The 25168-nt window shown below is 66.1% G+C and carries 11 protein-coding genes and 1 pseudogene; 7 read left to right on the forward strand and 5 right to left on the reverse strand.

All coding sequences use genetic code 11. From position 1 onward, the window contains the following. Positions 1–3: 3 nt before the first annotated feature. Positions 4–936 (reverse strand): polysaccharide pyruvyl transferase family protein, encoded by a 933-nt coding sequence (locus PSR88_RS27635; protein WP_157180174.1) that lies wholly within the window; start codon positions 934–936, stop codon positions 4–6. 364 nt (positions 937–1300) lie between these two features. Here PSR88_RS27635 and rfbA point away from each other — a divergent pair, with 364 nt between their 5' ends. After that, positions 1301–2179, forward strand: a complete 879-nt coding sequence (rfbA, locus tag PSR88_RS27640) for a glucose-1-phosphate thymidylyltransferase RfbA (protein ID WP_029539536.1) — start codon at positions 1301–1303, stop codon at positions 2177–2179. Between the two features lie 28 nt (positions 2180–2207). Further along, entirely contained in the window at positions 2208–2522 is a 315-nt protein-coding gene (locus PSR88_RS27645) for a hypothetical protein (protein ID WP_237724142.1), read from the forward strand. Here PSR88_RS27645 and PSR88_RS27650 read toward each other — a convergent pair. Then, positions 2474–2887, reverse strand: a complete 414-nt coding sequence (locus PSR88_RS27650) for a hypothetical protein (protein WP_016883603.1) — start codon at positions 2885–2887, stop codon at positions 2474–2476. The genes PSR88_RS27645 and PSR88_RS27650 overlap by 49 nt on opposite strands. 86 nt (positions 2888–2973) lie before the next feature. Between PSR88_RS27650 and PSR88_RS27655 the strand changes: the two genes are divergently transcribed. Then, a complete protein-coding gene (locus PSR88_RS27655) occupies positions 2974–4293 on the forward strand; it encodes an HNH endonuclease signature motif containing protein (RefSeq protein ID WP_016883602.1) in 1320 nt (439 codons plus the stop codon). Between the two features lie 177 nt (positions 4294–4470). Here PSR88_RS27655 and PSR88_RS27660 read toward each other — a convergent pair. Together PSR88_RS27660 and PSR88_RS27665 are read right to left on the reverse strand one after the other, a co-directional pair. Continuing rightward, a pseudogene (locus PSR88_RS27660) lies at positions 4471–4617 on the reverse strand (helix-turn-helix domain-containing protein); the annotation flags it as partial. A 427-nt stretch (positions 4618–5044) separates the two neighbouring features. Continuing rightward, complete coding sequence (locus PSR88_RS27665; protein WP_016883601.1) at positions 5045–7891, reverse strand: LuxR C-terminal-related transcriptional regulator; 2847 nt, start codon at positions 7889–7891, stop codon at positions 5045–5047. A gap of 289 nt (positions 7892–8180) precedes the next feature. Between PSR88_RS27665 and PSR88_RS27670 the strand changes: the two genes are divergently transcribed. The 3 genes from PSR88_RS27670 to PSR88_RS27680 all read left to right on the forward strand — a co-directional run bounded on the left by PSR88_RS27670 (position 8181) and on the right by PSR88_RS27680 (position 10254). Beyond that, entirely contained in the window at positions 8181–8609 is a 429-nt protein-coding gene (locus tag PSR88_RS27670) for a hypothetical protein (protein WP_016883600.1), read from the forward strand. Between the two features lie 161 nt (positions 8610–8770). Continuing rightward, positions 8771–10024, forward strand: coding sequence for a S8 family serine peptidase (locus PSR88_RS27675; protein ID WP_016883599.1), 1254 nt, complete (start codon positions 8771–8773; stop codon positions 10022–10024). After that, complete coding sequence (locus tag PSR88_RS27680) at positions 10021–10254, forward strand: hypothetical protein (protein ID WP_016883598.1); 234 nt, start codon at positions 10021–10023, stop codon at positions 10252–10254. The genes PSR88_RS27675 and PSR88_RS27680 overlap by 4 nt, the downstream gene beginning before the upstream one ends. Before the next feature lie 18 nt (positions 10255–10272). Here the strand turns inward: PSR88_RS27680 and PSR88_RS27685 are convergent, their stop codons facing one another. Next, on the reverse strand, positions 10273–12165 hold the full coding sequence (locus tag PSR88_RS27685) for a DUF4012 domain-containing protein (RefSeq protein ID WP_016883597.1): 1893 nt from the start codon (positions 12163–12165) through the stop codon (positions 10273–10275). Between the two features lie 228 nt (positions 12166–12393). On the opposite strand from PSR88_RS27685, the gene PSR88_RS27690 reads away from it, so the two are divergent. Continuing rightward, the gene (locus PSR88_RS27690) at positions 12394–25071 is read left to right on the forward strand and encodes a non-ribosomal peptide synthetase (RefSeq protein WP_016883596.1); all 12678 of its coding nucleotides are present in this window, start codon (positions 12394–12396) and stop codon (positions 25069–25071) included. Positions 25072–25168 lie beyond the last annotated feature (97 nt).

Here is a 25168-nt window from a genome sequence, read left to right on the forward strand (position 1 = left end):
CCTCTACGCGCTGTCGCCAAACAATTTGGAGATTTCACGTTTGGCGTCAACCTCAGAGTCGACAAATGTCGTCCCAGGCATCCGGCAAAGGTAGTCGTTGTAGATTGCTCGGACTTTGCCATTGGAATTATCCATGGCAAGTACTTGTTTCCCCATAAGTGAAGCAAGGACAGTCGCGTGTAGCCGGTCTGTCAGGACTTTGTCTCCCCGCGATAGGATTCCGATGGCATTCCGGACATTGAGTTCAGCTTGTCGGTCGTATAATTTTGCCAGCAAAGGCTGAAGAGTGTTGCGCGCATAAAATGAACGCTTTGCGACGGCGCCGGGGAAGTGGAGAATTGCCCACTGGATGGCGCGCAAACCGGTTAGGCCCCACTCGGACTCAATGTATGAGATATGTTCAGCGCCTGGGAAGTTTGTCCCGTGAACTGATTCGCTATCGCGCCGCTTAAGGAAGACGAACTCTTTTTCAGGTTCAGCTGTTGGCGTGATTGGTTTGTTTCCGAACGCCAGGTCGGGGCAAAAAACGACCGTATTGTTTGGGAATAGCTCTTGGGTCATCATTACGCCGGCCCGGTCGCGAATGAAGATAGTTAGATCTCTATGGTTGGAGAGTATTTTTTGCGCGTGTTCTAGTCGCGGTCCTGGTGAGAAATCGATGCTTTGCGGCAGTTGAATGATGGATCGATCCGGAAAGTCCTGGATGACTCGTTCGCGAAAATTTTGCATTGGGATCCATCTGTCGCCGAAGTTCCCGCCGCCTTGTATCAGGATCGGCCCCTCGGGAACGAGGTCGTTCAAGATCCGCGGATCATATCGTGAGATGTCGCACACGTATCCAATATTTGTACCCAGACGGCGGAGGTACTCTTTCTGGCCAAGCCATATGAGCGAGTCGCCCGCATTCTGATGATTCGGAAAGTCGACAATAGCCACACTGGCATTCTGAGGTAGGTGCTGTTTAAGTATGCTGTACGTCTCAGTCTGAATCTTGGTAAGTGCTGCGTACATGTGTTGTATGTTCCAATGCGATTGTGACGGTTGAATATTCGGTGCGCTCGGGGGGTGTCCGATATCTCCTGATATCCGCTTCTTGAATGTATGGTATGGCCGAGGCGTTACGCTCGTATGCCCCTGCCTGGGGTCTGTTTGAGGCGTTGACGTTCGGCTCGTTCACCTTTTCGCATGGGACTATACTACCTGTGTCAGTCAGATGCCTTGATCGATAAGGATGCGCGCGAGGCGTTTGGATGGGGCATAAGATTTTGCGATTTCTCAATGGAACTGCGAGGTGTTTTCGGTGAAGGGAATCATCCTTGCGGGCGGCTCAGGGACCCGCCTGCGCCCGATTACTCTTGGCGTCAGTAAACAGTTGGTGCCTGTTTACGACAAGCCGATGATCTACTACCCGCTAACCACCCTCATGCTCGCCGGTATCCGTGACATACTCGTCATCACCACTCCTCACGACGCCGATCAGTTTCAACGGCTACTCGGCGACGGTTGCCAGTTCGGCATCAACCTGACCTACACGGTGCAAGGCCAACCCAACGGGCTCGCGCAGGCCTTCGTTCTCGGTGCGGACCACGTGGGAAACGACCCCGCAGCACTCGTACTCGGCGACAACATCTTCTACGGTGCCGGGCTCGGCCATCAGCTCGGCAGGTTCGAGCTTCTAGAGGGCGGATCAATTTTCGCATACTGGGTTGCCGACCCCTCCGCCTACGGGGTTGTCCAGTTCGACGACAATGGGCGGGCGCTCTCCCTCGAAGAGAAGCCGGCGACGCCGAAGTCGAACTATGCCGTCCCAGGTCTCTATTTTTACGACAACGACGTCGTCGAGATTGCGAAGCAACTTCGACCGTCCGATCGTGGTGAGTACGAGATCACTGATGTGAACCGGGCATACCTCGAGGAGGGGCGCCTCAACGTCGAGGTCTTGCCGCGAGGAACCGCGTGGCTCGACACCGGCACGTTCGACTCACTCCTCGAAGCGTCGAACTTTGTACGCACTATCGAGCACCGGCAGGGGCTGAAGATCGGAGCTCCCGAGGAAGTCGCGTGGCGTCAAGGATTCATCAACGATGACGAGCTGAGGGTTCGGGCGGAGAACCTGGTGAAATCGGGGTACGGAGAATACCTGCTGCAGTTGCTCGAAGTCGGCCCTGGTTCTCACTGAGATAGAAACAGCTCCGGGTGCTTAGCCTGTGGGCATGCGGCAGTTGATTCGTCTCGCAATGACTGCATTCGGTGCTGTCGCCGGCCTGGGCGTGGTGGGCCACTTCGCTTACACCAAGTCGCGAGTCGATCCGATGAGGCCGGTCGATGCGATCATCGTGCTCGGTGGGGAGCGGGACGGCCGCGAGGAGTATGGTATCGAGCTTGCGCGGGAGGGCTTCTCGGCGAACGTTGTGCTGTCGAATCCCTACTGGAAGGGCGACCGCAAGATGGCCGAGTTCTGCGCCATCCAGGATCAGCGCTTCACCGTCACCTGCGTCCCGCCGCAACCGAGTACGACGTGAGGCGAGGCCCTGTTCACGCGGGACCTCGCCGCGCAGCACGGGTGGACCAGCGTCATGGTGATCAGCTGGCGGTACCACCTGCCGCGTGCGCGGTACATCTTCTCCCAGGGGCTGTCCGACGGTGGCGCGACGTACGGCTCGCTGGCCGCGGGCCACGCGCGAATCGCGGCGAAGTTACAGCCGTTCATTGGGTTGTCGAGCGCGTTCCACTCGAACTCCACTTGCTGGCCCTCGCGTAGCGCGGGGAAGCCCTCGACCGCCACGCTGTGGAACAACGTCCAGCACCCGCCCGGAGTTTCGTCAGAATCGATGATGCCCTGCATCTCCTCGATGTTCCAGCTACGGACGACGCCGGTAGTTGTCATGCCGCCATTGTTGCTTGGCTCGCGTACGAAAGATCCATTTTGCACAAGCCATTGACTCGAAAGTGTGTTCGAACTAGAATTCAAGAATGGGGCTCGGGGGAGATATCCAGGGGGCGTTGTCGGAAGAGATTTTGGCGACCGCGGTCGGTGATGCGTGGCGTCTGGCCGAGGCGGAGTTGCTCGAATCGGTCGTTCGTATCTCGGAGGAGATTCAGCGACTCGAAGCTTTGCGCGTCAAGCTCGTCGGTGCCGTCGACTATCGCTGCAAGGTCGATGTGCTGGGATTTCCGAACGCCAAGATGTGGCTGGCCTCCAAGACGTTGCTCGAGGTAGGTGCTGCGGGGCGAATCGTGCTGTTGGGCCGAGGTTTGCGTCAGCAGCCCGAGATTGCAGACGAGTACTTCGACACCAACATTTCGGCAGAGCACGCAGCGCTGATCATGAAGTTCTGCGAACGGCCACCCAAGGGCATGCCGCTCGAAGCTATGGACGACTGCCGAAATGCGTTGCTGTTCGCCGCAACCGGTCCCACCGCCAACACCGACGCAGTGCGCGCCGTGATCGCCAGACTGGAACGCGCCTTCGAATCCGACGATCCGCCGCCCAGTGAAGACACCGACCTCAACGAGTTCCACGCGTCCAAAACACTCAACGGGCGCGTCGCCGTCAAGGGCGACCTGGACGCCGTGACCGGCGAAATGCTGCTCTCGGCGCTCTCCGGACTGTCCAAGCCTCGGCCCGCGCAGGACGGAACCAAAGACAGCCGCACCCCCGGACAGCGACGGGCCGACGGATTCACCGAACTCCTGCGCCGCTACCTCAACTCCGGGATCGCCGGCGAAGAAGGCGGCGAACGGCCACACGTCTCCCTCCACGTCAGCGTTCGAGATCTCGCCGACCACACCGACTGCAGTGCACGCGCAGAGCATGATGCCGCCGCCTCGCCGGACGACTCGCTCTTTGCCGTCGACGGAGTCGCGTGGACCGAGTGGATGGGGCCACTGAGCATCAAGGCGGCCAGGCTTCTCAGCTGCGATTCGATCTACACACCGATCGTGCTCGACGAGAACGGAGCGCCACTCGACCTCGGCATCTCCACCCGGACCGTCACCAAGAGACAGCGAAAAGCGTTGGTGGCGCGGGATCGAGGATGTGCGTTCCCCGGGTGTGGTGCGCCGCCATCATGGTGCGAAGGTCACCACATCGTCCACTGGTCCGTCGGCGGGCCGTCCGACATGGGCAACCTCGTGCTGCTCTGCGGATTCCACCACCGATTGCTCCACCACAGTGAGTGGGAAATAGAAATGGGAGCCGACCGGCATCCCATGTTCATCCCACCCAGGCAGGTCGACTGGGAACGAAAGCCGATACCGGCACACAACCGGGGTCGACCCCGAGCGTCCTGACCCGACGCGTACACACATTGCCGACTCTGCAACAGGATGATTCCTGTTGCAGAGCCGGCATGTCGTCGTGCCCGGAGCCCGGGCACGACGACACCGAACCGTAGTCCCCATCGACTCGGCAAGCCCATTGCGATCGGCGGCATCGAGCTTCATGGATGCATTGTAGATATGACCCTCCACCGTCCGCACCGACACGAACAACCGATCAGCGATCTGCCGGTTCGACAACCCGGCCGCGACCATCGACCCCACCTCCCGTTCACGCCTCGTCAGGGGGAGTGGATAGGCTGCCTCCACCAGTGCGGGGGCGGCATGTGATCGCATCGGACCGACAGGGGCTACGGCCGCGGTAGCACTCTCGCTCGAACGTCGCTTGCCTCCGCCCGCCTGTAGGCAATCGCGGCCCGAACGTATGCATCAGCGGCATTGGGCAGGGTGCCGATTCTCCCGAACTCGACTGCTGCAGATGCCACATCGCCCCCCGATTCCCAACTGAACTGCGGCGGCATGCCCGGCCGCAATCACGACAAATGGCCGTCGCAGATGTCGGCCGATTCGGCGAGACGAGCTGCAGAAGTCGTGTCAGCGAACCCGGGTGGCAAATCGTGATGCAGTCCGGCGGGAGCACGACTCGAGCGTCGCCCTGGGACTACCTCTACATCTGCCAAAACGGTCGGGTTCGTCAAAGGTAATCCTCCAGGGGCGATGCTGCATTCTCCGATACGTGGATGAACACATCCGGTGAGCAGCTCTACTCCACCGTCCGGACGTCCTGTGCACGGTAGCGGTAGCCGTCCTGCGTTCTGCCGACCAAGATCTCGGGCTCGAATGTCACGTGCTGTCCCGGTGTGAGCGAACGATCGCCCGACCCGGCGATGTTGCTGAAGTGCGTCCACGCGCCACCCGGGGTTGTGTCGGAATCGATCACGCCCCAGCCCTCGGCGTCGCTCCAGGTGCGGACGACTCCGGTGGTTCGTTCGGCGTGAACCGTCGTCCCCATCGCCTGCGCGAATCCTTTACGGTCGGTGACATCGAGCTTCATGGACGCACGGTAGATATGACCCTCCACGGTCCGCACCGAGACGAACAACCGCTCGGCGATCTGCCGACTCGACAGGCCGGCCGCAACCATCGACCCCACCTCACGTTCACGGCTCGTCAGGGGGAGTGGATGTGCGGCCTCCACCAGAGCGGGAGACGACATGTGATCGCATCGGGCCGAGAGGGCTTCGGCCGCGGCAGCGCACTCGATCGAACGCCGCTTGTCGCCGGCATGCGTGAACGCGATCGCCGCCCGAGCGTAAGCGTCAGCGGCATCCGGCAGGGCGCCGATCTTCTCGAACTCGGCCGCTGCCGCTGCCACACCGGATCCGTTTCTTGCCGCGACTGCCGCTGCATGCCGGGCAACGATGTCGACAAGTTCGCCGTCGCAGATGTCGGCCAACTCTGCGAGCCGCGTAGCGGCCGTGGTGTCGCCGAACCGGGTGGCAAGGTGAAGCGCGACCGCCTCGATGCCGAATTGCCCTGATGTACAAGCGCACTCTGCCGCAGACCGCGATAGATCGATGGCCCGCGAGGTTTCACCTCGTGCTGCGGCGAGCCACGCCTGCGACATCATGAGTTGCGGCCCGAACACGGCAACGTGCCGGCCGTTCCGCGCCTGCGCCGCAGCGATGATCCCGTCCGCCTCGTGAATGCGACCGAGTTCCGCATACGCCTGACCGAGGACGATGTAGGCGGGAAAACTCCACGAGATCGCATCGGCCGTATCGCCGACGTTGAGGGCCGCGATCGCCTGCTCGAGGCGGCCCGCGGCGTCGGTGAACCGACCGCGGGCAAGTTCCACCGTCCCCACCAGGATGTTCGCGAGCCCCCAGGCAACGTAGCGGCCGCTCGACGCCAACGAGAGGTATTCCTCGGCCCGGCGCTGCGCCGCGCCGAACTGTCCGGTGAGGGTCAACGCGAGGATCTCACCGTGTGCGGCCGGGAACCGCAGCAACCCGTCGATCTGATCGGCCACCGCAGCGCTGCGTGCCGCCAGTTCCGGCACTTGGCCGCCGCGTCCCGTGAGTGCCAGGGACAACCCGCCACCGAAGAACGCCCACTCGATTGCCCACGGCAGTACTCGGTCGCAGGACAGAATCGCCTTCGCGGCCGCTGCTGCTTCCTCGGGCCGATTCTCGAATACCGCGCACACCGAGCCGATGCCCTCGATGATCGGCACGAGACTGGGATGCGTGACCTTCTCGCGCAGAACCGCGAGCACCTCGTCCGCCTTCTCCGACTCGCCGCTCGCCCAGAACAGGTTTGCGATCCGCGACGTACCCCAGCGCACGAGTTGCACCTGGTCCAGGCTGTCGGGCGAAAAGGACAGCAGCAACGATTCGGCCTCGGTGGCGTGCCCCTGCCACAGCAGAGCACGGGCCAGGAGGTCGGCCGCCTCGAAGCTGCCGGTTTGGTCGAGTGCCGCGCGCGCGAGCCGTTCCCCCAGAGGAACATTCGCCAAACCGATTGCGTCCTCGGCGGCGTCGACCAACAGATCGGGTTCGACCGACCGGTCGCTGTCGAGGGCCAACTCTGCCAGGCGAATTCGATTGGAGGATCCGACCACGGCCCGGCTGCTCAGAGCCTCCACGAGCTGTCCCCGGAGCCGTCGGCCCGCCGCGCGCCCCACCCGTCGTCGAATCACCTCACCGAACAGCGGATGCGTGTAACGAACGTCGAGCCGGTGTCCATTCTCGACGATTCTGACGAGGCCGCGTCGCTCGGCCTCCTCCACCGCGTCCTCACCCGCCAGCTGCCCGAGGATGTCCAGATCGAGCGGCTCGCAGAAGGTGAGAAGCTGCAATGCCTGCAACACATCGTGGGGGATCCGATCGATCCGGTGCTCCAGCAGGGAAGCGAGCTCCGACGTGATGGCGGCACGCCCCCGCAACTGCCACACGCCACCGGAACGGCGCAGCGTCCCCGCGTCGAGGGCGCCCTCCACCAGATGCCGGACGAACAACGCGTTCCCGCCGGACGCCTCCCAGATCATGTCCGCGCTCAGCCCTTCGAGGGGGCCGTCCAGCACGGATTCGATCAACTCGATGCTCTGTTCCCGGCTGAACGGCGCCAGCTCGAGCCGCAGGAGGTGACCGTCTTTCCACAACGACGTGATCGCGTCGGGCACGGTCTCGCCGTTGCGAACGGTGGCGACGATGTGCACCGCCCTGTCGAGGGCAAGCTGATGAAGGAATGTCGCCGAGAGCTGATCGAGGAGGTGCGCGTCGTCGACACCGATCACCACATCACGACTGTGGCCGTCGTCGAGGAGCGCCTGCCGCGCCGCGGACAGAAAGGCGACCGGATCCCGGGAGGTGGACGCCCCGACCAGATGGGCGAACACACCCAGCGGGATGCTGCGCGCCGACTCGGTGCCCGCCACCCATTTCACCTCACGTGGCAACGACTCGGTGGCGAACCGCGCGAGGGTGGTCTTGCCGACGCCGGGATCGCCCGTGAGGACGACACCGCATCCCCCGGACCGAGCCGTGAGCGACGCGGTGATCGCGTCGAACTCGACTTGCCGCTGAATCAGAGGCCACACCGGACCCATAGGTCTGATTCTAGATTCTCGCGGCACTGGTGACAGCACCGAGACGAGTATTGATCGCGAGTTCTCCAGCGAAACAGTGCAATACAACCTTGGAGTCGCTTTCGGCCTCAGTACTCCGGAGGCGTCGATGGATTGAGTAGCGCGACACGGGCACGAGTTCGGTTTCGTGATCGACCGAAAGTATGTCTCGCGCGATCGGGTAGGACGCTACTCGCGAGATTAGCCGACATCCGGGCGACGCTGAATGGGTATCGCGGAAAGTTGTTGCGTCGAACTACAGGAGCATGTCATGACCGCGCGGCCGGAGCCCTTCTTCAGTTGGACGGCGAGACGAGTCGAACTCCGTGAAGTCGAGTCCGCTGTCCTGGTGTTGGACGAAGTCGTGCCGGTGGGAACAACCGGCACGGCGCGACTGATCGCCACCCGCGTCGACGACGTCGACTACCTTGCACTGATCGTCGGCGACGTCGCCGACCGATACGACGTCGCGGTCCGCGTCGTCGACGAGGAGGCCCTCCTCATCGAGGGCAGCCGATCCGAATCCTCTCCGGAGATCCTGATCGGGTTGCGGGCCGCACAGAGCATCTGCGGTTGCTCCGACGCTCGGCACGTCGACAGCCAGCTGTGCCTCGACGGTCCGATCTCGACGATGATCGCGTCGATCGGCGTGCGGTCCGTCGTCGTCGACTGGTATCACGCAATGTCTGCGGTCGCGTGAACCGAACTACTCACCCCGACAGCTCGGCCCGCGCAAACTTCGGGTAGCGCGCCACTCGCGGAATTCGGGACCACGTGCCGGACCGTTGAGGACGTCCGACAAGCGCCACGCCGGCGCAGCACGTCACTCGAAACTCACTCATCGCAGCCAAGGACTACATCGTGATATCACACGGAAATTCATACGGCGACAACGACGGCGACAACACACTCGCCGCCCCCTCCGAGCCTGAAGTCACAGGCAGCCACGTCGTCGTGTTCGCCGAAGGCGGCAACCGAACGGACGCTGGGCAGACTTTGCGCACCGTTGCAGGGCTGTCGAACGTCGCACGCAGCACCGAATTCGAATCCAGCGCGGTAGACCTGTCGGAGACTCAGGAATCCGACGCCGTCGTGTTCGACGAACTGGGGATTGCGGTGGTCACCGCCGATCCCGACCAGCTGGCGGCACTGCAGGCGGCCGCGGCCACCGACGGCCCGGTGCTCTCCGTCGAGCCCGAGCTGATGCACTACGCCCTCTCGATCGGCACCGATCCTCGTGTGCAGGCCGAGGCGGCGAGCTTCAGCGACACCTCGGAGCTCACGTGGGGACTGCAAGCCACGAATGTCGCCGCGTCGGCGTGCGGTGGCTTCGGCGTCAAAGTTGCCGTCCTCGACACCGGCCTCGACCTGACGCATCCGGATTTCGAGGACCGCACGATCACGGCCCAGTCGTTCGTGCCCGGTGCTGGTCCGCAAGACGGGCACAGTCACGGCACGCACTGTGTCGGAACCGCGTGCGGACCCAAGTCCCCGAGTGGCACCCGCCGATACGGAGTCGCCCACAAGGCGAACATCTACGTCGGCAAGGTGCTGTCTGATCAGGGACGCGGAGCCGACCGCAGCATTCTCGCCGGAATCGAATGGGCGATCGTGAACGGCTGCCAGGTCATCTCGATGTCCCTCGGGGCGAACGTCGAGGCGGTGTCGGTTGCGTACGAGACGGTGGGCAGCCGGGCACTGGCGTCGGGGTCGCTGATCGTCGCGGCAGCGGGCAACAACGCCAACCGTGCGGCAGGGAACATGGGGTTCGTGGGTCCACCCGCGAACAGTCCGTCGATCATGGCTGTCGCAGCACTCGACTCGACACTGGGGCTGGGCAACTTCTCGGCCCGGAGCAACCCCGTCATCGGCGGGCAGATCGACGTGGCGGGGCCCGGGGTAGGCGTGTTCTCGACCGTTCCCGTGCCCACGCGGTACGGCGCGAAGAGCGGGACGAGCATGGCGGCCCCACACGTGGCGGGCATCGCCGCGCTGTGGTGTGAGGCAACCGGACGCACGGGAACCGAACTGTGGGCCGTCCTCACGCAGAAGGCTCGGAGGCTCATGCTGCCGTCCCTCGACGTCGGATCGGGATTGATTCAGGCACCAGCATGATCGGGATCACCGTCACCGTCGACGCCGACCACCTCGACAACATCGAAGCGGTCGGCGCGGCGCTGCGACTGCGCGGAATGCGCGTCGATCAGGTGCACGTCACCATCGGAATCATCTCCGGCGCAGTCGGAGAAGAGGAATGCGCCGTGCTCGAGTCCGTGCCCGGTGTGCAGTCCGTCGAAACGGAGAACATCGTTCGGATACCGCCGCCCGACGCGGACCCGCAGTAGCGGCGGTATCCGAAACGATCAGCTACCGCAATTCGGCACGTCAACCGTGACGTTCGGCGAATCGACCAACGGCTGCACCGGAACCCGGGCCTCGCCAGGGGCGGTGGGCTCGGTGAGCTCAAACTTCACCTCGGTCGTCTTGCCCCGAGGAATCATCGCCCGGACGTTGAAGACGGGGTGACCGAGTTCGGTGCCGGTGAAGACGAACTGCTGAGCGCCGTTGACGGTCACCTTGCCGAGAGTCGCCCCTCGGGTGGCGAGCAACGACAGGTCGACGGCGTTCGTGCCCTTCGCGACATTGCCGACGTTCTCGAACAACCCCGCAACGTAGTCTGGGAACTCGTCTGCAGGCGTGTTGTTGGTCAGGCGCACGGTGACAGTGGACGACCGGGTGTCGTCGACACAAGTGTCGGCCACGTACTCGATCTCACGCGAGAGGTAGTAGTCGAGCTTGTTCCCGCCCTGGTTGTTCACCACGACACCCGCATACGGCGCCGCATCGTCCGGAACCACATTGCCGACCTTGGTAGTCGAAAGCACCTGCTGGAGGGCGGGGTCCGCGCTCCACACCGCGATGCGACCCTCGCCGGCAGCCTTGCCCAGCGCGTCGAGCAGGGCCTGCGGGGACGAGATTTTGCCGGTCATCTTGTCGACCACTCGTGCTGCGACAGTCTGCAAGTACTGCTTACGGGCCTTGTTGTCATCGGCGAATCGCACGTACGCGGTCGATTCGGTGAGCTCCACAACGTTGTCCTTGGTGATCACCTCGCCGTCCGGCATCGTGACCGGGCCGATGGCACCGAGGACATAGCTGAGGGCGACAGGATCGGTCGCGACGACTCCGTCGACCTGTTCGCCGGACTCCTGCGCCCACAGCGACTTCCAGATCTGTGCGGCATACGGGAAGTGCGAGCTCAGGTTGCTGTTCCGGAAGTCGGTGGTGGGACGGCTGGCGCCGTAGCGGGCCTCGAACTCGGGACCGAGATCGAGCGGTTGCTTGTCCATCGACAGCTCCGAGTTCGAGGCGAGCGTGTCAACCTTGGCGCCGCCGTCGTTGGCGCGAACGATGCCGAATCCACCCAACAGTCCACCGGTTCCACGCGCTTCGGCGTTCGTCTGGAATCCGAGGAAGTAGTTTCGCGGCCCGTCCCCACCGAGCATCGCGGGCACCACCTTTGCGGCGATCGCAGTGTTGCTCAGCAGATTCGACAGCTCAGCCGTCTGATCCTGCAACGCCGTGCGCGCCTCGTTCACCACGTCGAGGTAGGTGGCCTCGTCGATGCTTCGTGCCTGATCCGACAGCGATTGGGCGGCAACGGATGTCTGATCGAGCACCGGGACGGCACTGCGCAGCGACTGCACGTTGACGCGGCCACCGCTCTGGATCAGCTGATCCGGGGCCAGGGTGCTTCCGGCGTCCACGGCGGGTGTCAAGACGTCGCGCGTGAGCCCCCGCACGACCTCGGAGATCTGCTGAGAAGTTGCTAGCGGGCTACCGAGAACCGGGACGGCGGCGGTGATGCTCCACGGGATCGAGTGCGTGTTCTCGTAGGCCCGCGACGCGTACTTGTCGGCGTCGGCCGCTGACCGCTGGGCGTCCTCGGTGTTGCCGTCCAGCAGGGCGTCCTTGGCGAGCTGCGCGTGACTGCGGGCTTCCTCGAGGTTCGCCTGCGCCTCGCGGGCGGTGAAGCCCAGCCACGCGCCGAAGGCGACGACGACCGCCACGGCCACCGAGCCCCCGATGATCACACGGCGTCGCAAGCGATGCGCCCGCACCTGGGGTTGGTGTGTCCGGCGTTTACGGACACGTCGAACCGGGTCGCTGTCCGCCGCCCGAGCTCGGTCGTCCGAGCCGCGATTGTCCGGGCCTGACGTGCCGAAACCCGACGGGCCCGTGACGTTGTCGTCCATTGCTGCTCGGCTCCTGTCTGAGGGTGTGGAGAGATTATCGTGACGTATCGCTCACCGCCGCCCCTCGTGTGGAGGGCGGGCGATTTGCCCAGTATTGTCTAGCCCACGTAACGAACTACGAGGCGCCCACGATGTAAGTCCCGTCGAGGCACGGCCTCACAACTTCGAGGTACGGCTGAGTGGCGGGACAAATGTGTGTCAAGGCCCTGTGAGGGCGGGGTGGGGGAAGTGAGACCCTTTCCCCTTTCGCGTGCGCAACAAGCGCTGTGGTTCGCTCAGCAACTCGATCCCGCCGTGCCCTTCAATATCGCCCAATTCGTCGAGGTACGCGGACGGCTCGACTACGACCTTCTCGTGTCGGCTACCGATCGCGGTTGTCGCGAGTTGGAGTCCGCTGTGGTCCGCCTCGTCGATGTGGCCGGTGAGCCCCATCAGGTGGTCGATCAGAGCATCGAGGATGCACTCGTCTATCGGGATCTGCGGGATCACGCGGATCCGGTCGCCGAGGCGCACCGCTGGATGACGGACGAATACAGTCGGCCACTCGACCTGATGACCGATCGGTTGATCTCCGCCACCCTGCTGCACCTCGGCCACGACCACTACTACTGGTTCTCCCGCACCCACCACCTGGTGATGGACGCATACGGCGCCATGGTGCTGATGAACCGTGTAGCGGAGCTCTACACCCATCTCGTCGGCGGCACCGAGGCGCCGCAGTCCAAGGCCATGAGCATGCGCGCGCTGCACGACGCGGAGAGTGAATACCGGACCACCGACCGGTACCTCCGCGATCGCGAATACTGGGCAGAGCGGACCGCTGAACTGCCCGAACCTGTCCGGTTGACGGATCGGCATGCGCGACCGACGTCGCCGCCTCGGGTGTCCAGCCGTGTCATGGATGCTGCCGTCGCGAGCCGGATCGAGGCACTGGCGCGCGCGTGGAACTCGTCCGAGGTTCCCGTGATCGTGGCCGCGTTCGCCGCATATCTGGGACGAATGACCGCCGCCACCGACGTAGTACTGAGCCTTCCTGTTTCGGCTCGAACCACGGCGTCCGCGCGCCGTTCGACGGGAATGATGGCGAACATCGTGCCCCTCCGGGTTCATCTCGATCCGGGCGAGAGCGTGGAGGAACTGGTTCGGAAGGTTCAACTCGAACTCACCGGGGCGTTGCGTCGTCAGCGGTACCGCCACGAGGACATGTGGGAAGGTCGCGTCCAACCGTCGCGCCACGGGTTCGGCCCGACCGTCAACATCATGAACTTCCATCGCGAGATCGTGCTCGGCGAACTCGTGGGTGAGTTCAACGTACTGACGACGGGGGTTGCCGACGACTTGTCGCTCAACCTGTACCCGTCGGTGGACGGTCGCACCGTGCGCGTCGACTTCGAAGCGAACCCCGGCCGCTACGAAGAAGAGGAACTCGAGCGGCTGTTGTCGCGGTTCGTCGACTTTCTGAGCGCCTTCGCCGCGGTCGAAGGCGATGCCCCGGTGGGCGCAGTCGACGTGCTCACTTGGGACGAGTGGGCCGAAGCGACGGCCGGCAACCCCGGGGTGGAGCCGGACGCCGCGTCACTGCACGAGTTGTTCCTGAGCCAGGCAGCCGACCGCCCGGACGCGGTGGCAGTCACGTTCGGAGACGAGACGCTGACGTACGCCGAACTGGACGAACGCTCAGCGGCGGTCGCGACGTCGTTGAGCGCGGCGGGCGTCGTCGCCGGCGACATCGTGGCTGTCGCGCTGCCGCAGTCGCCGGATCTGATTGCGGCAATCATTGGAGTGGTGCGCGCCGGCGCCGTCTACCTGCCCGTCGACCCGCAGTACCCGGCGGAGCGCATCCAGTACCTGCTGGACGACGCGAGGCCGGTGGCGGTGATCGCCGATGCGGCTTCGCCCCCCGTGAGTACTTCTTACCCACGGGCGGTTAATAAGTACTCACGGGCACGAAGTGCATATGTGATCTACACGTCCGGATCGACCGGCCGGCCGAAGGGTGTGCTGGTGACGCACGCCAATGTGCTGTCGTTGCTGGCGAATACGCGGAACGAGTTCGGGTTCGGTCCGGAGGACGTGTGGACGATGTTCCACTCACCGGCCTTCGACTTCTCCGTGTGGGAGATGTGGGGCGCCCTCACCACCGGTGGCCGGCTGGTGCTCGTCGACCACTTCCTGGCCCGTTCACCCCGTGAGTTCCAGGACTTGCTGGTCCGCGAGGGCGTCACCGTCCTCAACCAGACGCCGTCCGCCTTCGGTCAGCTGGCCGAGGTCGACGACGACGCGGATCTGGCCGTGCGATTGCTGATCTTCGGCGGCGAAGCACTCGACCCGACACCCGTGTGGCCGTGGCTCGAACGGCATCCCGCAGTGCGTGCCATCAACATGTACGGCATCACCGAAACGACCGTCCATGTCACCCGCTCCGAACTCGACCCCTCGACGCCCGATGCATCAGCGACCATCGGCCGCGCGCTACCGGGTGTGCTGACGTACGTGCTCGATTCCGCGCTGCGACCGGTGCCGCCGGGCGGCGTGGGGGAGCTGTATGTGGCGGGGGCCCAGGTCTCCTCCGGATATCTGCACCGTCCCAGGCTGACCGCGGAACGGTTCGTCGCGAACCCGTTTGTCGACGGCACCGTGATGTACCGATCCGGCGATCTGGTCCGGTATCGCGGCGGCGGCCGCCTGGACTATGTGGGACGCGCCGACGCTCAGGTCGAGTTGCGCGGATACCGGATCGAACCCGGCGAGATCGAGGCCGCGCTACTCCGGCATCCGGACGTCGAACGAGCGGTGGTGGTCCTCCGCGACACGGCTGTCGGAAAGCAGCTCGTCGCATACGTGGTGGCCGACGCCGATCAGCCCAGCCTGACCCAGCACCTGCGGACGGTCCTGCCCGACCACATGGTGCCCGGCGCGCTGGTGCATGTTCCGGCAATTCCGTTGACCGTCAACGGAAAGGTCGATCGCGGCGCACTCCCGGATCCGGGCGTACTGCTCGATGACGGGCAGGGCACCCACACTCCCATCGAGGACGTGGTGGCCGACGTGTTCGCCGAAGTGCTCGGCGGCGCCGAGGTGGGGACGCGACACAACTTCTTCGACCTGGGCGGCAACTCGCTGCTCGCTACCCGAGTGTCCGCGCGGGTCAGTGCCGTCTTCGACATCGACGTGACGGTGAAGGATGTGTTCGAAGCGCCCACCGTGGCCGAGTTGGCCTCCCGGATCGAGGAGCGTTCCGGCGGGGAGCGTCGACGTCCCCCGCTCCGGCCCGCGTCGAGCGACGGTCGCATTCCGCTGTCGCCGGCGCAGCAGCGGATGTGGTTCGTCAACCAATTCGACACCGGGGCATCGGGATACAACCTTCCGCTCGTCGTGCGTCTCGACGGGGATCTCGATGTGCACGCCCTGGCGTCCGCAGCCCACGACCTGATCGAACGGCACCACACCCTGCGCACCGTGTACCCCTCCGATGCCGACGGCGTGCACCAGGTCGTGCTCGACGCGGGCGACGTCCCGCTGGACCTGACCCCGATCGCGCTGCCGGAGGACGCAGTCGACGCACACCTGCGGGCGTTCGTCGACAGCGGATTCGACGTGTCCGTCGACGCGCCCATCCGGTCGCGGCTGTACCGCGTCGGACCCGAATCGCACGTGCTCGCGCTCGTGGTGCATCACATCGCCGCCGACGCGTGGTCGCTGACCCCGCTGATCCGCGACACGATGACGGCGTACCAGACGCGGCTCGACGGCGGCAGCCCCGAGTGGCTTCCACTGCCGGTGCAGTACAGCGACTACAGCGTGTGGCAACGGACCGTCCTCGACGACGCGTCCGCCGACACCCTGCAGCAGTACTGGCTCGACACCCTCGCAGACCTGCCCGAGCAGGTCACGCTGCCCACCGACCACCCGCGCCCCGCCGCGGCGTCCGGTCACGCCGGCACGGTCGGCATCGAACTCGATGAACAGCTGCACGACGCGCTGAACACACTGGCCCGCAACGGCCGGGCCACCACGTTCATGGTGCTGCACGCCGCGCTGGCCGCCGTCCTCTCGCGCTACAGCGGCAGCCGCGACGTGCCGATCGGCACCGCCGTCGCCGGCCGCACCGATCCGCAACTCGACGACATGGTCGGGATGTTCGCCGGCACCCTCGTACTGCGCACCGCGGTGGACCCGACGGCGACCTTCGCGGAGCTGCTCGCCCACGTCCACGAACGGGACATCGCCGCCTACACGCACGCCGACATGCCGTTCGAGACTCTGGTCGAGCTGCTGAACCCGGCCCGGTCGACATCCCATCACCCGCTGTTCCAGGTGGCGCTGTCGATGCAGCGGAGCCGAATCGGTCAGGTCACGCTGCCCGGGCTGACGGTGACACCCGTCGGTGACGTGGCGGACAGGGCGAATTTCGATCTGCAACTGACGGTCACCGAATCCGGGCCCGGCGGTCGTATGCACCTCGACTTCGGCTACGACGCAGACCTGTACGAGCACTCGTCGATCGAACAATTCGCGTCGCGGCTGGTGCGGTTTCTCGAGGCCGTCAGCGCAGACCCTCAGCTTCCGGTGGGCGACATCGACCTGTTCGATGCCGCGGAGCGCGCCGCACTGGTGCCCGCTGTCGGTCCCGGTGCTCCGGAGCCGTCGACGCTGCGGTCCATCCTGACCCGGGGCGTCACCCTCGCTCCGTATGCCGTCGCGGTATCCGGTGGGGGCGTCGAACTCACCTACCGCGAGCTGGACGCTCGTTCGGACGCCGTCGCACGTGAACTCACCGAGAATGGTGCAGGACCCGGAAGTCTGGTTCCGTGGGCCGAGCCGAGGTCGGTGGACTCGGTGGTGCGACTCTGGGCCATCGCGAAGACCGGCTCGGCACCAGTGCTTTTCGACCCCGTGCGCACCCCGTTCACCCCACGTGAGTGGCAACGTGTGTCGGACCACGCCTTGCCGCTCACGTCCGAGGCAGCGTACGTCGTGTTCACCTCGGGAACGACGGGCACACCGAAGGGCGTCGTGGTGACGCACGGCGGTCTGGCCGCACTCGACGCCGACCTGCGCGAGCGGTACGCGGCCGGGCCCGGCTCCCGGATGCTGCACCGCGGCGCGGCAGGATTCGACATGACGCTGCTCGAGGTCCTGGTGGCCGGGGCGACGGGAGCAACGCTGGTGATCGCGTCGGACGCCGAATACGCCGGTCCGCCCCTCGCCGACCTGATGGAACGCGACCGCATCACGCACGCGTGCATGACGCCGACGATCCTCGCCACCCTCGGCGAACGGAAACTTCCGGATCTGCAGATGCTGATGGTGGGCGGTGAGCGGCTCGGCAGCGAGCTGGTGAACCGCTGGGCGGACGGCCGTCGCCTGTACAACGCGTACGGCCCTGCAGAGACCACCATGTACGCGCTCAGCACCGGACCGCTGGTGGTGGGGGAGCCGGTCACGATCGGCGCCCCCGTGCACGGTGTCTCCGCGGTGGTACTCGACGACCGGCTGCGTCCGGTGGCGCCCGGCGTGTCCGGGGAGCTGTATCTGGCGGGCAGCGGGCTGGCCCGCGGATACGCAGACCAGCCGGGGCTGACGGCCGAGCGGTTCGTCGCGGCCGAAGACGGCGCATGCTTGTACCGCACCGGTGACCTGGTGCGCTGGCGGAAGGCCGCCGAGGGATACGAGCTCGAGTACTTGGGCCGCAACGACTCCCAGATCAAGATGCGAGGGGTGCGCATCGAGCCGGCGGAGATCGACACCGTCATAGCTAGGCTCGTCGACGTCGTGTTCGCCGGCACCGTCGTGCGCACCACCGACGCCGGCACCGAGATGCTGGTGTCCTACGTCCTGCCGAACGGCCACATCGACACCCACGATCTGCGACGTCGTCTCGCCGAATCCTTGCCGGCCTACCTGGTGCCGACCGCTGTGGTGGTGCTCGACGCCGCGCCGCCCACCGTGAACGGCAAACTCGACCTGCGGTCGCTGCCGATGCCGGAACTGGCGGTCGCCGAGAACGAACCGCCGAACACCGACACCGAACGCGTGGTGGCACGAGTGTTTGCGGACGTCCTCGGCATCGAGAACGTCGGCCGCGGGACGCACTTCTTCGACGCGGGCGGCAACTCCCTCCTGGCCACGCAGCTCACGGCGCGGCTCACCGACTCCGTGGGTCACGTGGTGCCGCTGCGAACTCTGTTCACGCACCCCACCGTTGCCGAACTGGCCGAAGCCCTCGACGACGCGGTCCCCGAGACCGACCTGCGTCCGGCCCTCGTCGCACGCCCCCGACCGGACCGCATTCCGTTGTCCCGCAGCCAGTACCGCATGTGGGTGCTGAACCGCACCGATCCCGAGTCGCCGACATACAATCTGCCCGCCACCGTGCGGATGGACGGCGCGCTCGACGTCGACGCGCTGACCGCGGCATTCGAGGACGTGATCCGGCGGCACGAGACGCTGCGGACGCGGTACCCCGTGGACGGCCATCCCTACCAGGAGATCCTCGACCCCGTCGCGCTCGACCTGAATCCGGTCGACGTGGACGATCCCGCCGAATTCATGCAGCAATTCGCATCCCGCGGATTCGACCTGACCCGGGACCGGCCCATCCGCGTCGCACTGTTGCGCCTGCACCCGCAGAGTCACGTGCTGGCCGTGAACATCCATCACATCGCCGCCGACGGATGGTCGCTGACCCCGCTCGTCTTCGACGTGCTGAGCGCCTACGCCGCGCACTCCTCCGGGATTGCCCCGCAAAATGATCCGCTGCCGCTGCAGTACGCCGACTACGCCGTCTGGGAGCGGGAGTTGCTGGACGGCGACTACGGGCAGCGCAGGGTCGAGCATTGGCGTCGAGCGCTGGACGGTGTCGACAGCACGGCGCCACTTCCGCCGGATCGACCGACGAGCACGTCGAACCGGGCTGGTGTCGTCGAGTTCGAGGTGTCGGCGGACGTGCAGGAGGCCGTGTACCACCTGGCCGCACAGCACCATGCGACACCGTTCATGGTTCTGCACGCGGCGCTGTCCGTGGTGCTGTCGCGGCACGGTGCCCAGCCCGACGTCGTCGTCGCCACGGCCGTTGCCGGGCGCGGGGAACGAGTGCTCGATTCCCTGGTGGGCATGTTCGTGAACACTCTCGCACTGCGGGCTCAGGTCCAACCCGACATGCCGTTCACCGGGCTCCTCGCCCAGGTCCGGGACTTCGACGTCGACGCATTCGAGCACGCCGATGTGCCGTTCGAGGTGGTTGCCGGACTGCTCGGCGGCCGGACCCCGCAGGTGGCGCTGGCTCTGCAGAACCTGCAGATCCCGACTATCGAAGCTGCGGGCGTGACGGTGACGGCCGAGGAGTTCGACACCGGAACAGCTAAGTTCGACCTTCACCTGACGCTCACCGAGATATCCGACGGCGGTGCCCCCGCAGGGCTTCGCGGTGCCGCGGTGTACTCGGCCGACCTCTTCGACCGCGCGACCGTGCAGGCCGTGGTGACCAACCTCGGGCGGGTACTCGGGGCGATCCGCGCCGATCCCGGTGTGGCGGTCGGCGACCTCGCGATGCCCGGAGCCGAGCCCCTCGTCGGTGCGCAACCCGCGGGTGAGCGCACCCTGGCCGCGATCCTGACGGCCACCGCCGCCGCGTACCCCGACAATGCTGCACTCACCGACGGTGACGTCACGTTGACCTACCGCGAGCTGGACGAGCGTTCCGATGCACGGGCGCGCGAGCTCGCAGCACTGGGCGTCGCACCGGGCGTTGTCGTTCCGATCGACCTGCCGCGGTCGTCGGACTTCGTGGTCGAACTCTGGGCCGTCGCCAAGACCGGTGCGGCGTTCAGCCCCGTGAGCGGTTTCGGTGGCCAGGGCTACCAGAAGTGCGCACGGGACGTGGCGTACGTGATCCACACCTCGGGCTCCACGGGCACACCCAAGGCCGTCGCCGTCACGCACCGCGGGATGGGGCCGCTCACCGGCGAGGTGGTGCGGCGGTACCGGGTGAGCCCCGACGACCGTGTACTCCACGGGTACAACCCGGCGTTCGACGCCGCGCTGCTGGAAATGCTGCTCGCCTTCGGGTCGGGGGCCTGCCTGGTGGTGGCGCCCGCCGATGTCTTCGCGGGTGCCGTGTTGCATCGGCTCCTCGTCGATCAGCGTGTCACGCACTACCTTTCCACGCCGTCCGTCCTCGCCACACTCGACCCGCGCGGGCTCGAGTCGGTGCGCGTCGTGGGTGTCGGAGGCGAGGCTCTGAGTTCCGAATTGGCCGCGACGTGGAGTGCCGGGCGACTTCTGGTCAACGCCTACGGTCCGACCGAGTCGACGGTGGCCGCGACGCTGACCGAGATCGACCTGGCGTCTGCGCGCGGTGCGGTGACGATCGGCGCGCCCATCCCCGGAACCACCGCGTTCGTGCTCGACACCCGGTTGCGGGCCGTCCCCGTCGGCGGTGTCGGCGAGCTCTACCTCGCCGGATCCGGAATCGCCCAGGGCTACCTCGGTGCGCCCGACCGAACGGCGGAGCGGTTCGTCGCGGCTTCGGACGGCACCCGCATGTACCGCACCGGCGACGTCGTGCACCGTCGGGCCGACGGCACCCTCGCCTTCATCGGCCGGGTCGACCGCCAGGTCAAGCTGCGCGGCATGCGCATCGAACCGGCACAGGTAGAGGCGGCGTTGCTGGAACTGCACGGCGTCGAGCAGGCCGCCGTGTCGGTGCAGCGACACGACCTCGTCGCCTTCGTCGCCGGAACGGGCATCGACGCCCGGACGCTGCGACAGCAGCTGACCGGGCGTCTGCCCTCGTACCTGGTGCCGCCCCGGATCGTCACGATGGACACGTTGCCTCTCACTGCCAACGGCAAGCTCGACGTCGCGGCGTTGGAGGCCTGGGACGACGACGTGATCGTCACACCGCCTCGCACCGCCGTCGAGGAGATGGTGGCCGGCGTGTTCGCCGACGTTCTCGGCTCCACTCGGATCGGTGCGGGTCACAACTTCTTCGAAGCGGGCGGCGATTCGCTGTCGGCGACCGCGGTGACGGCTCGTTTGTCTGCGACGTTCGGCGTCGACGTCCCGGTGCGCGTGTTGTTCGAGAACCCGAGCCCTTCGTCGCTCGCTCGGTGGCTGGGCGCCCCCTCGTCGGGAGCGCCTCGGCCGGTGCTCGTACCACGCGCGAGCGGGGCGCGGGTGCCGCTGGCTCCGGCGCAGCAACGCATGTGGCTGCTCAGTCGGGTGAACCCCGATACCGCCCTGCACAACATGGTTTTCGTCACCCGGGTCGGGAGCGACGTCGACGTCGAAGCCCTCCGACTGGCGATGCGGGACGTGCTGCAACGGCATTCGGTGTTGCGCACCGTCTTCCCCGCCGACGCCGAAGGTCCGTACCAGCAGGTGATGCCTGTCGAGTCCGTGTCCGAGGATTTCACCGCGGAAGCGGACTCCTCCGTGGACACGTGGAGTGCTCGGCCGTTCGACCTCACCACCGAAACCCCTGTGCGGGTGAAACTGTGGCGCACCGACAGCGGCGACTACGCCCTCGCTGTCGTAATTCACCACATCGCGCTGGACGGCGGTTCGATGCGACCGCTGCTCGCCGACCTCGATACCGCCTACCGGTGCCGCGCCGACGGTACGGCCCCGCACTGGATGCCACTGGCCGTGGACTACGCCGACTACGCCATCTGGATGCGCCAACTGCTCGGGGCGGCCTCCGATCCCGACAGCCTGACTCGCGCCCAGCTCGAGCACTGGTCGCACGTGCTCTCCGGGGTGGGGGCGCCGCTCGCGCTGCCGACCGATCGTCCCCGGCCGGCACTCCCCAGTCACATCGGGGCGAGTGTGGAGTGGACGTTCGAGGACGACCTGCGGGATCGGGTCGTCACATTGGCACGCAGCCGCGGAACGACCCTATTCATGGTGCTCCACGCAGCCCTCGCGGTCCTTCTGGCGCGTCTGAGCGGACAGTCCGACGTGGTGGTGGGCACCGCGGTCGGCGGCCGTCCGGACCCGGGGCTCGACGCCGTCGTGGGCATGTTCGTCGGCACCGTGGCACTGCGCACCGCGGTCATGCCGGCGCAATCGTTCGAGGAGTTTCTCGCGGACGTCCGCACCGTCGACCTTGACGCACTCGCGCACGCCGACGTCCCGTTCGACGACGTCGTGGCGCACCTCGCCCCGCAACGGTCCGCGGCGTACAACCCGCTGTTCCAGGTGATGCTGACGTATCAGCGCGCCCTCGACTTCCCGCAGCTGTTCCTCGGCACGGACGAGCACCATCCCGACGTGCAGGCGACGGAGTTCGACCTCGTGTGGGATGTGACCGACGCAGCCGAGGCCATGACCGTGCGACTCGACTACGCCACCGACCTGTTCGAGCGGCAGACGGCGCTGACGCTCCTGCGACGGTTCGGTGCGGTCCTCGAGGCCGCCCTGACCGACCCGGCGGCAGCTGTCGGGGACCTCGAGATCCTCGACGACGCCGAACGCGCCCAACTCGAGCAGGGGCCCCGGCCCGTGGCCATGCCACGGACGCTCGGCGACATCCTCGAAACCCGAGTTCGCGCAACCCCGTCCGCCGTCGCACTGGCGGACGGCGACAAGCAGTGGACGTACCGCGAACTCGACGAGGTGTCGGAACGGTGGGCTCGCGCGCTGGCGGCACGCAATGTCGGGCCGGAGGACGTCGTCGCGGTGGCGACCACCCGCGGCTGGCACTGGATGGTGGCGGTGTGGTCGGTGACCAAGGCCGGTGCGGCGTGGATGTCGCTGGATTCGACTCATCCTGCGGAGCGGCTCGACTGGATGCTGAAAGACTCGGGCGCCACGCTCGGGTTGACGGTCGACGGCACCGGAGATCTGCCTCGATCCGTCGACTGGCTGCGGCTCGACGAGGAGCCCTCGGGTGACGCGGATCCGATGACGCCCGAGGTGGACAACCCCGCGTACGTGATCTACACGTCGGGGTCGACGGGCCGGCCCAAGGGCGTCGTCGTTCCACACCGCGGACTCACGACCCTGCTCGCCACCCCTGCGTACGATTCTGCCCCGCAGGACGGCGAGGCTGTGCGGGTGCTGCAGCTGACCTCCCCGACTTTCGATGTCTCGGTGTTCGAGATACTGTGGGCGGCGTCGTCAGGTGGTGCGCTCGTGGTGGCACCCGCATTCACCTATGCGGGCGCCGAATTGGCTGATCTCCTGGTGTCGCAGAAGATCACTCACTTCACCGCCACGCCGACCGTGCTGGCCTCACTCGACCCGAAGCGCTTTCCGCCGTCCACCGTCGTCGTCGGGGGAGAAGCACTGCCGGCCGAACTTGCCGATCGCTGGGCGCGGCGGCACCGACTGTTCAACGCCTACGGTCCCACCGAGTTCACCATCGACGCGTCCGTTGCGGGCCCCCTCGAACCCGGACGTCCGATCACGATCGGAAGCCCCCTGGACGGCAACGCCGTGTTCGTCCTCGATTCGCGCCTGCATCCCGTGCCCGACGGGGTGACGGGCGAACTGCATCTGGCCGGTAGCGGCATCGCGCGTGGATATGTGGGTCGAAGTGACCTCACAGCAGGACAATTCGTCGCACATCCCTACGGGAAACCAGGGGAGCGGCTGTACCGCACCGGCGACATCGTGCGGCGTGACCCGAACGGTGAGCTGGAATACCTGGGTCGCAGCGACTCCCAGGTGAAGATTCGCGGAATCCGGGTCGAGCCTGCCGAGGTCGACGCCGTGCTGCGTGGGCACCCCGGAGTTGAATTCGCTGCAACGATTGCGGTGCCGAACTCGACGGACACCGTTCTGGCGTCCTACGTCGGGGGCGCCGCGGATCTGACGCCCCGGTCGGTCGTCGACTTCGCGCGCGGCCGGCTACCCCGGCACCTGGTGCCGTCCTCGGTGACGGTCGTGGATGCGATGCCGCTGCTGCCGTCCGGCAAACTCGACCGCGCCGCACTTCCGGCGCCGACGACCGTGCCGGCCGAATCAGTGTTGCCCGCAGGCGAACTCGAAGAGAGTATTGCGGCGGTATTCGCGGAGGTGCTGGGCGTCGCCGACGTCCCCGCCGACGAAGCATTCTTCACCCTGGGGGGCACGTCGATGGGCGCCGCCTCGGTGGCGACCGAACTGCGTCGCCGGCTCGAACGCGACGTTCCCATCGAGTGGATCTTCACCGACCCCACGGTGCAGCGACTGGCCGCGCGGATAGAAGACGGAGCACGGCTCGAGAGCTTCTTCGACACCCTCGTGGAACTCCGTTCCGCCGGTGCGGGAGCACCCCTGTTCTGTGTGCACCCGCTCGGCGGATTGGCCTGGTGCTTCAGCGGTCTCGCGGATCACGTCGGCGACCGTCCGCTGTTCGGACTGCAGGCGACCGGAGTACCGAATCTCCCCGAGACGCTGCCGGAGCTGGCCGCGCGGTACGTCGACGCGATCCGCGTCGTCCAACCGGAGGGCCCCTACCATCTGCTGGGCTGGTCGCTCGGCGGCACCATCGCCCACGAAATGGCCGTCCAGCTCCGCGAAGCCGGCCACGACGTGGCATCACCGGCGCTCCTCGACACGCTTCTGCCGCAGCATCAGCCACCCGAACCGGAAACCCTGAGTGAGGACGAGCTGATCGCGCAGTTCGGCGGGTACGTGAGCGTCGAGCGACTGCGCGAGATCCGCGCCGTGATCGAGCGACTCGAGATGATCGCGTCGACCCACAGCCCCCGCGTGTTCGACGGCGACATCGACCTGTTCGTGGCGGCCCGGGACCTGAACCGGCACCCGGACGTCGTGGACGCCTGGCGCGAGTACACCGACGGCGTCGTCACCGCGCACCACATCGAGACCACCCACTCCGAGATGGCAGACCCAGGACCGCTCGCCGAGATCGGCCGACTGCTTCGGAGATCGGGGGACCACGGCGGACCGTGATGCACGTGACGCCGACAGTGGACCTCATCACTACGATGTAGCGATTCAGTCGGGTCAAGACGATGTGAATGACAGCTCGATCGCGCCGCTGAGCGTG

Source organism: Rhodococcus sp. DK176, from assembly GCF_038447315.2.
Classification (GTDB): Bacteria; Actinomycetota; Actinomycetes; order Mycobacteriales; family Mycobacteriaceae; genus Rhodococcus_F; species Rhodococcus_F jostii_A.

Excerpts from the sequence above, each read along its gene's own strand:
- PSR88_RS27650 (WP_016883603.1), bottom strand. The coding sequence starts at position 2,887 with ATGACAACTACCGGCGTCGTCCGTAGCTGGAACATCGAGGAGATGCAG.
- PSR88_RS27665 (WP_016883601.1), bottom strand. The coding sequence starts at position 7,891 with ATGGGTCCGGTGTGGCCTCTGATTCAGCGGCAAGTCGAGTTCGACGCG.
- PSR88_RS27655 (WP_016883602.1), top strand. The coding sequence starts at position 2,974 with ATGGGGCTCGGGGGAGATATCCAGGGGGCGTTGTCGGAAGAGATTTTG.
- PSR88_RS27685 (WP_016883597.1), bottom strand. The coding sequence starts at position 12,165 with ATGGACGACAACGTCACGGGCCCGTCGGGTTTCGGCACGTCAGGCCCG.
- PSR88_RS27670 (WP_016883600.1), top strand. The coding sequence starts at position 8,181 with ATGACCGCGCGGCCGGAGCCCTTCTTCAGTTGGACGGCGAGACGAGTC.
- PSR88_RS27680 (WP_016883598.1), top strand. The coding sequence starts at position 10,021 with ATGATCGGGATCACCGTCACCGTCGACGCCGACCACCTCGACAACATC.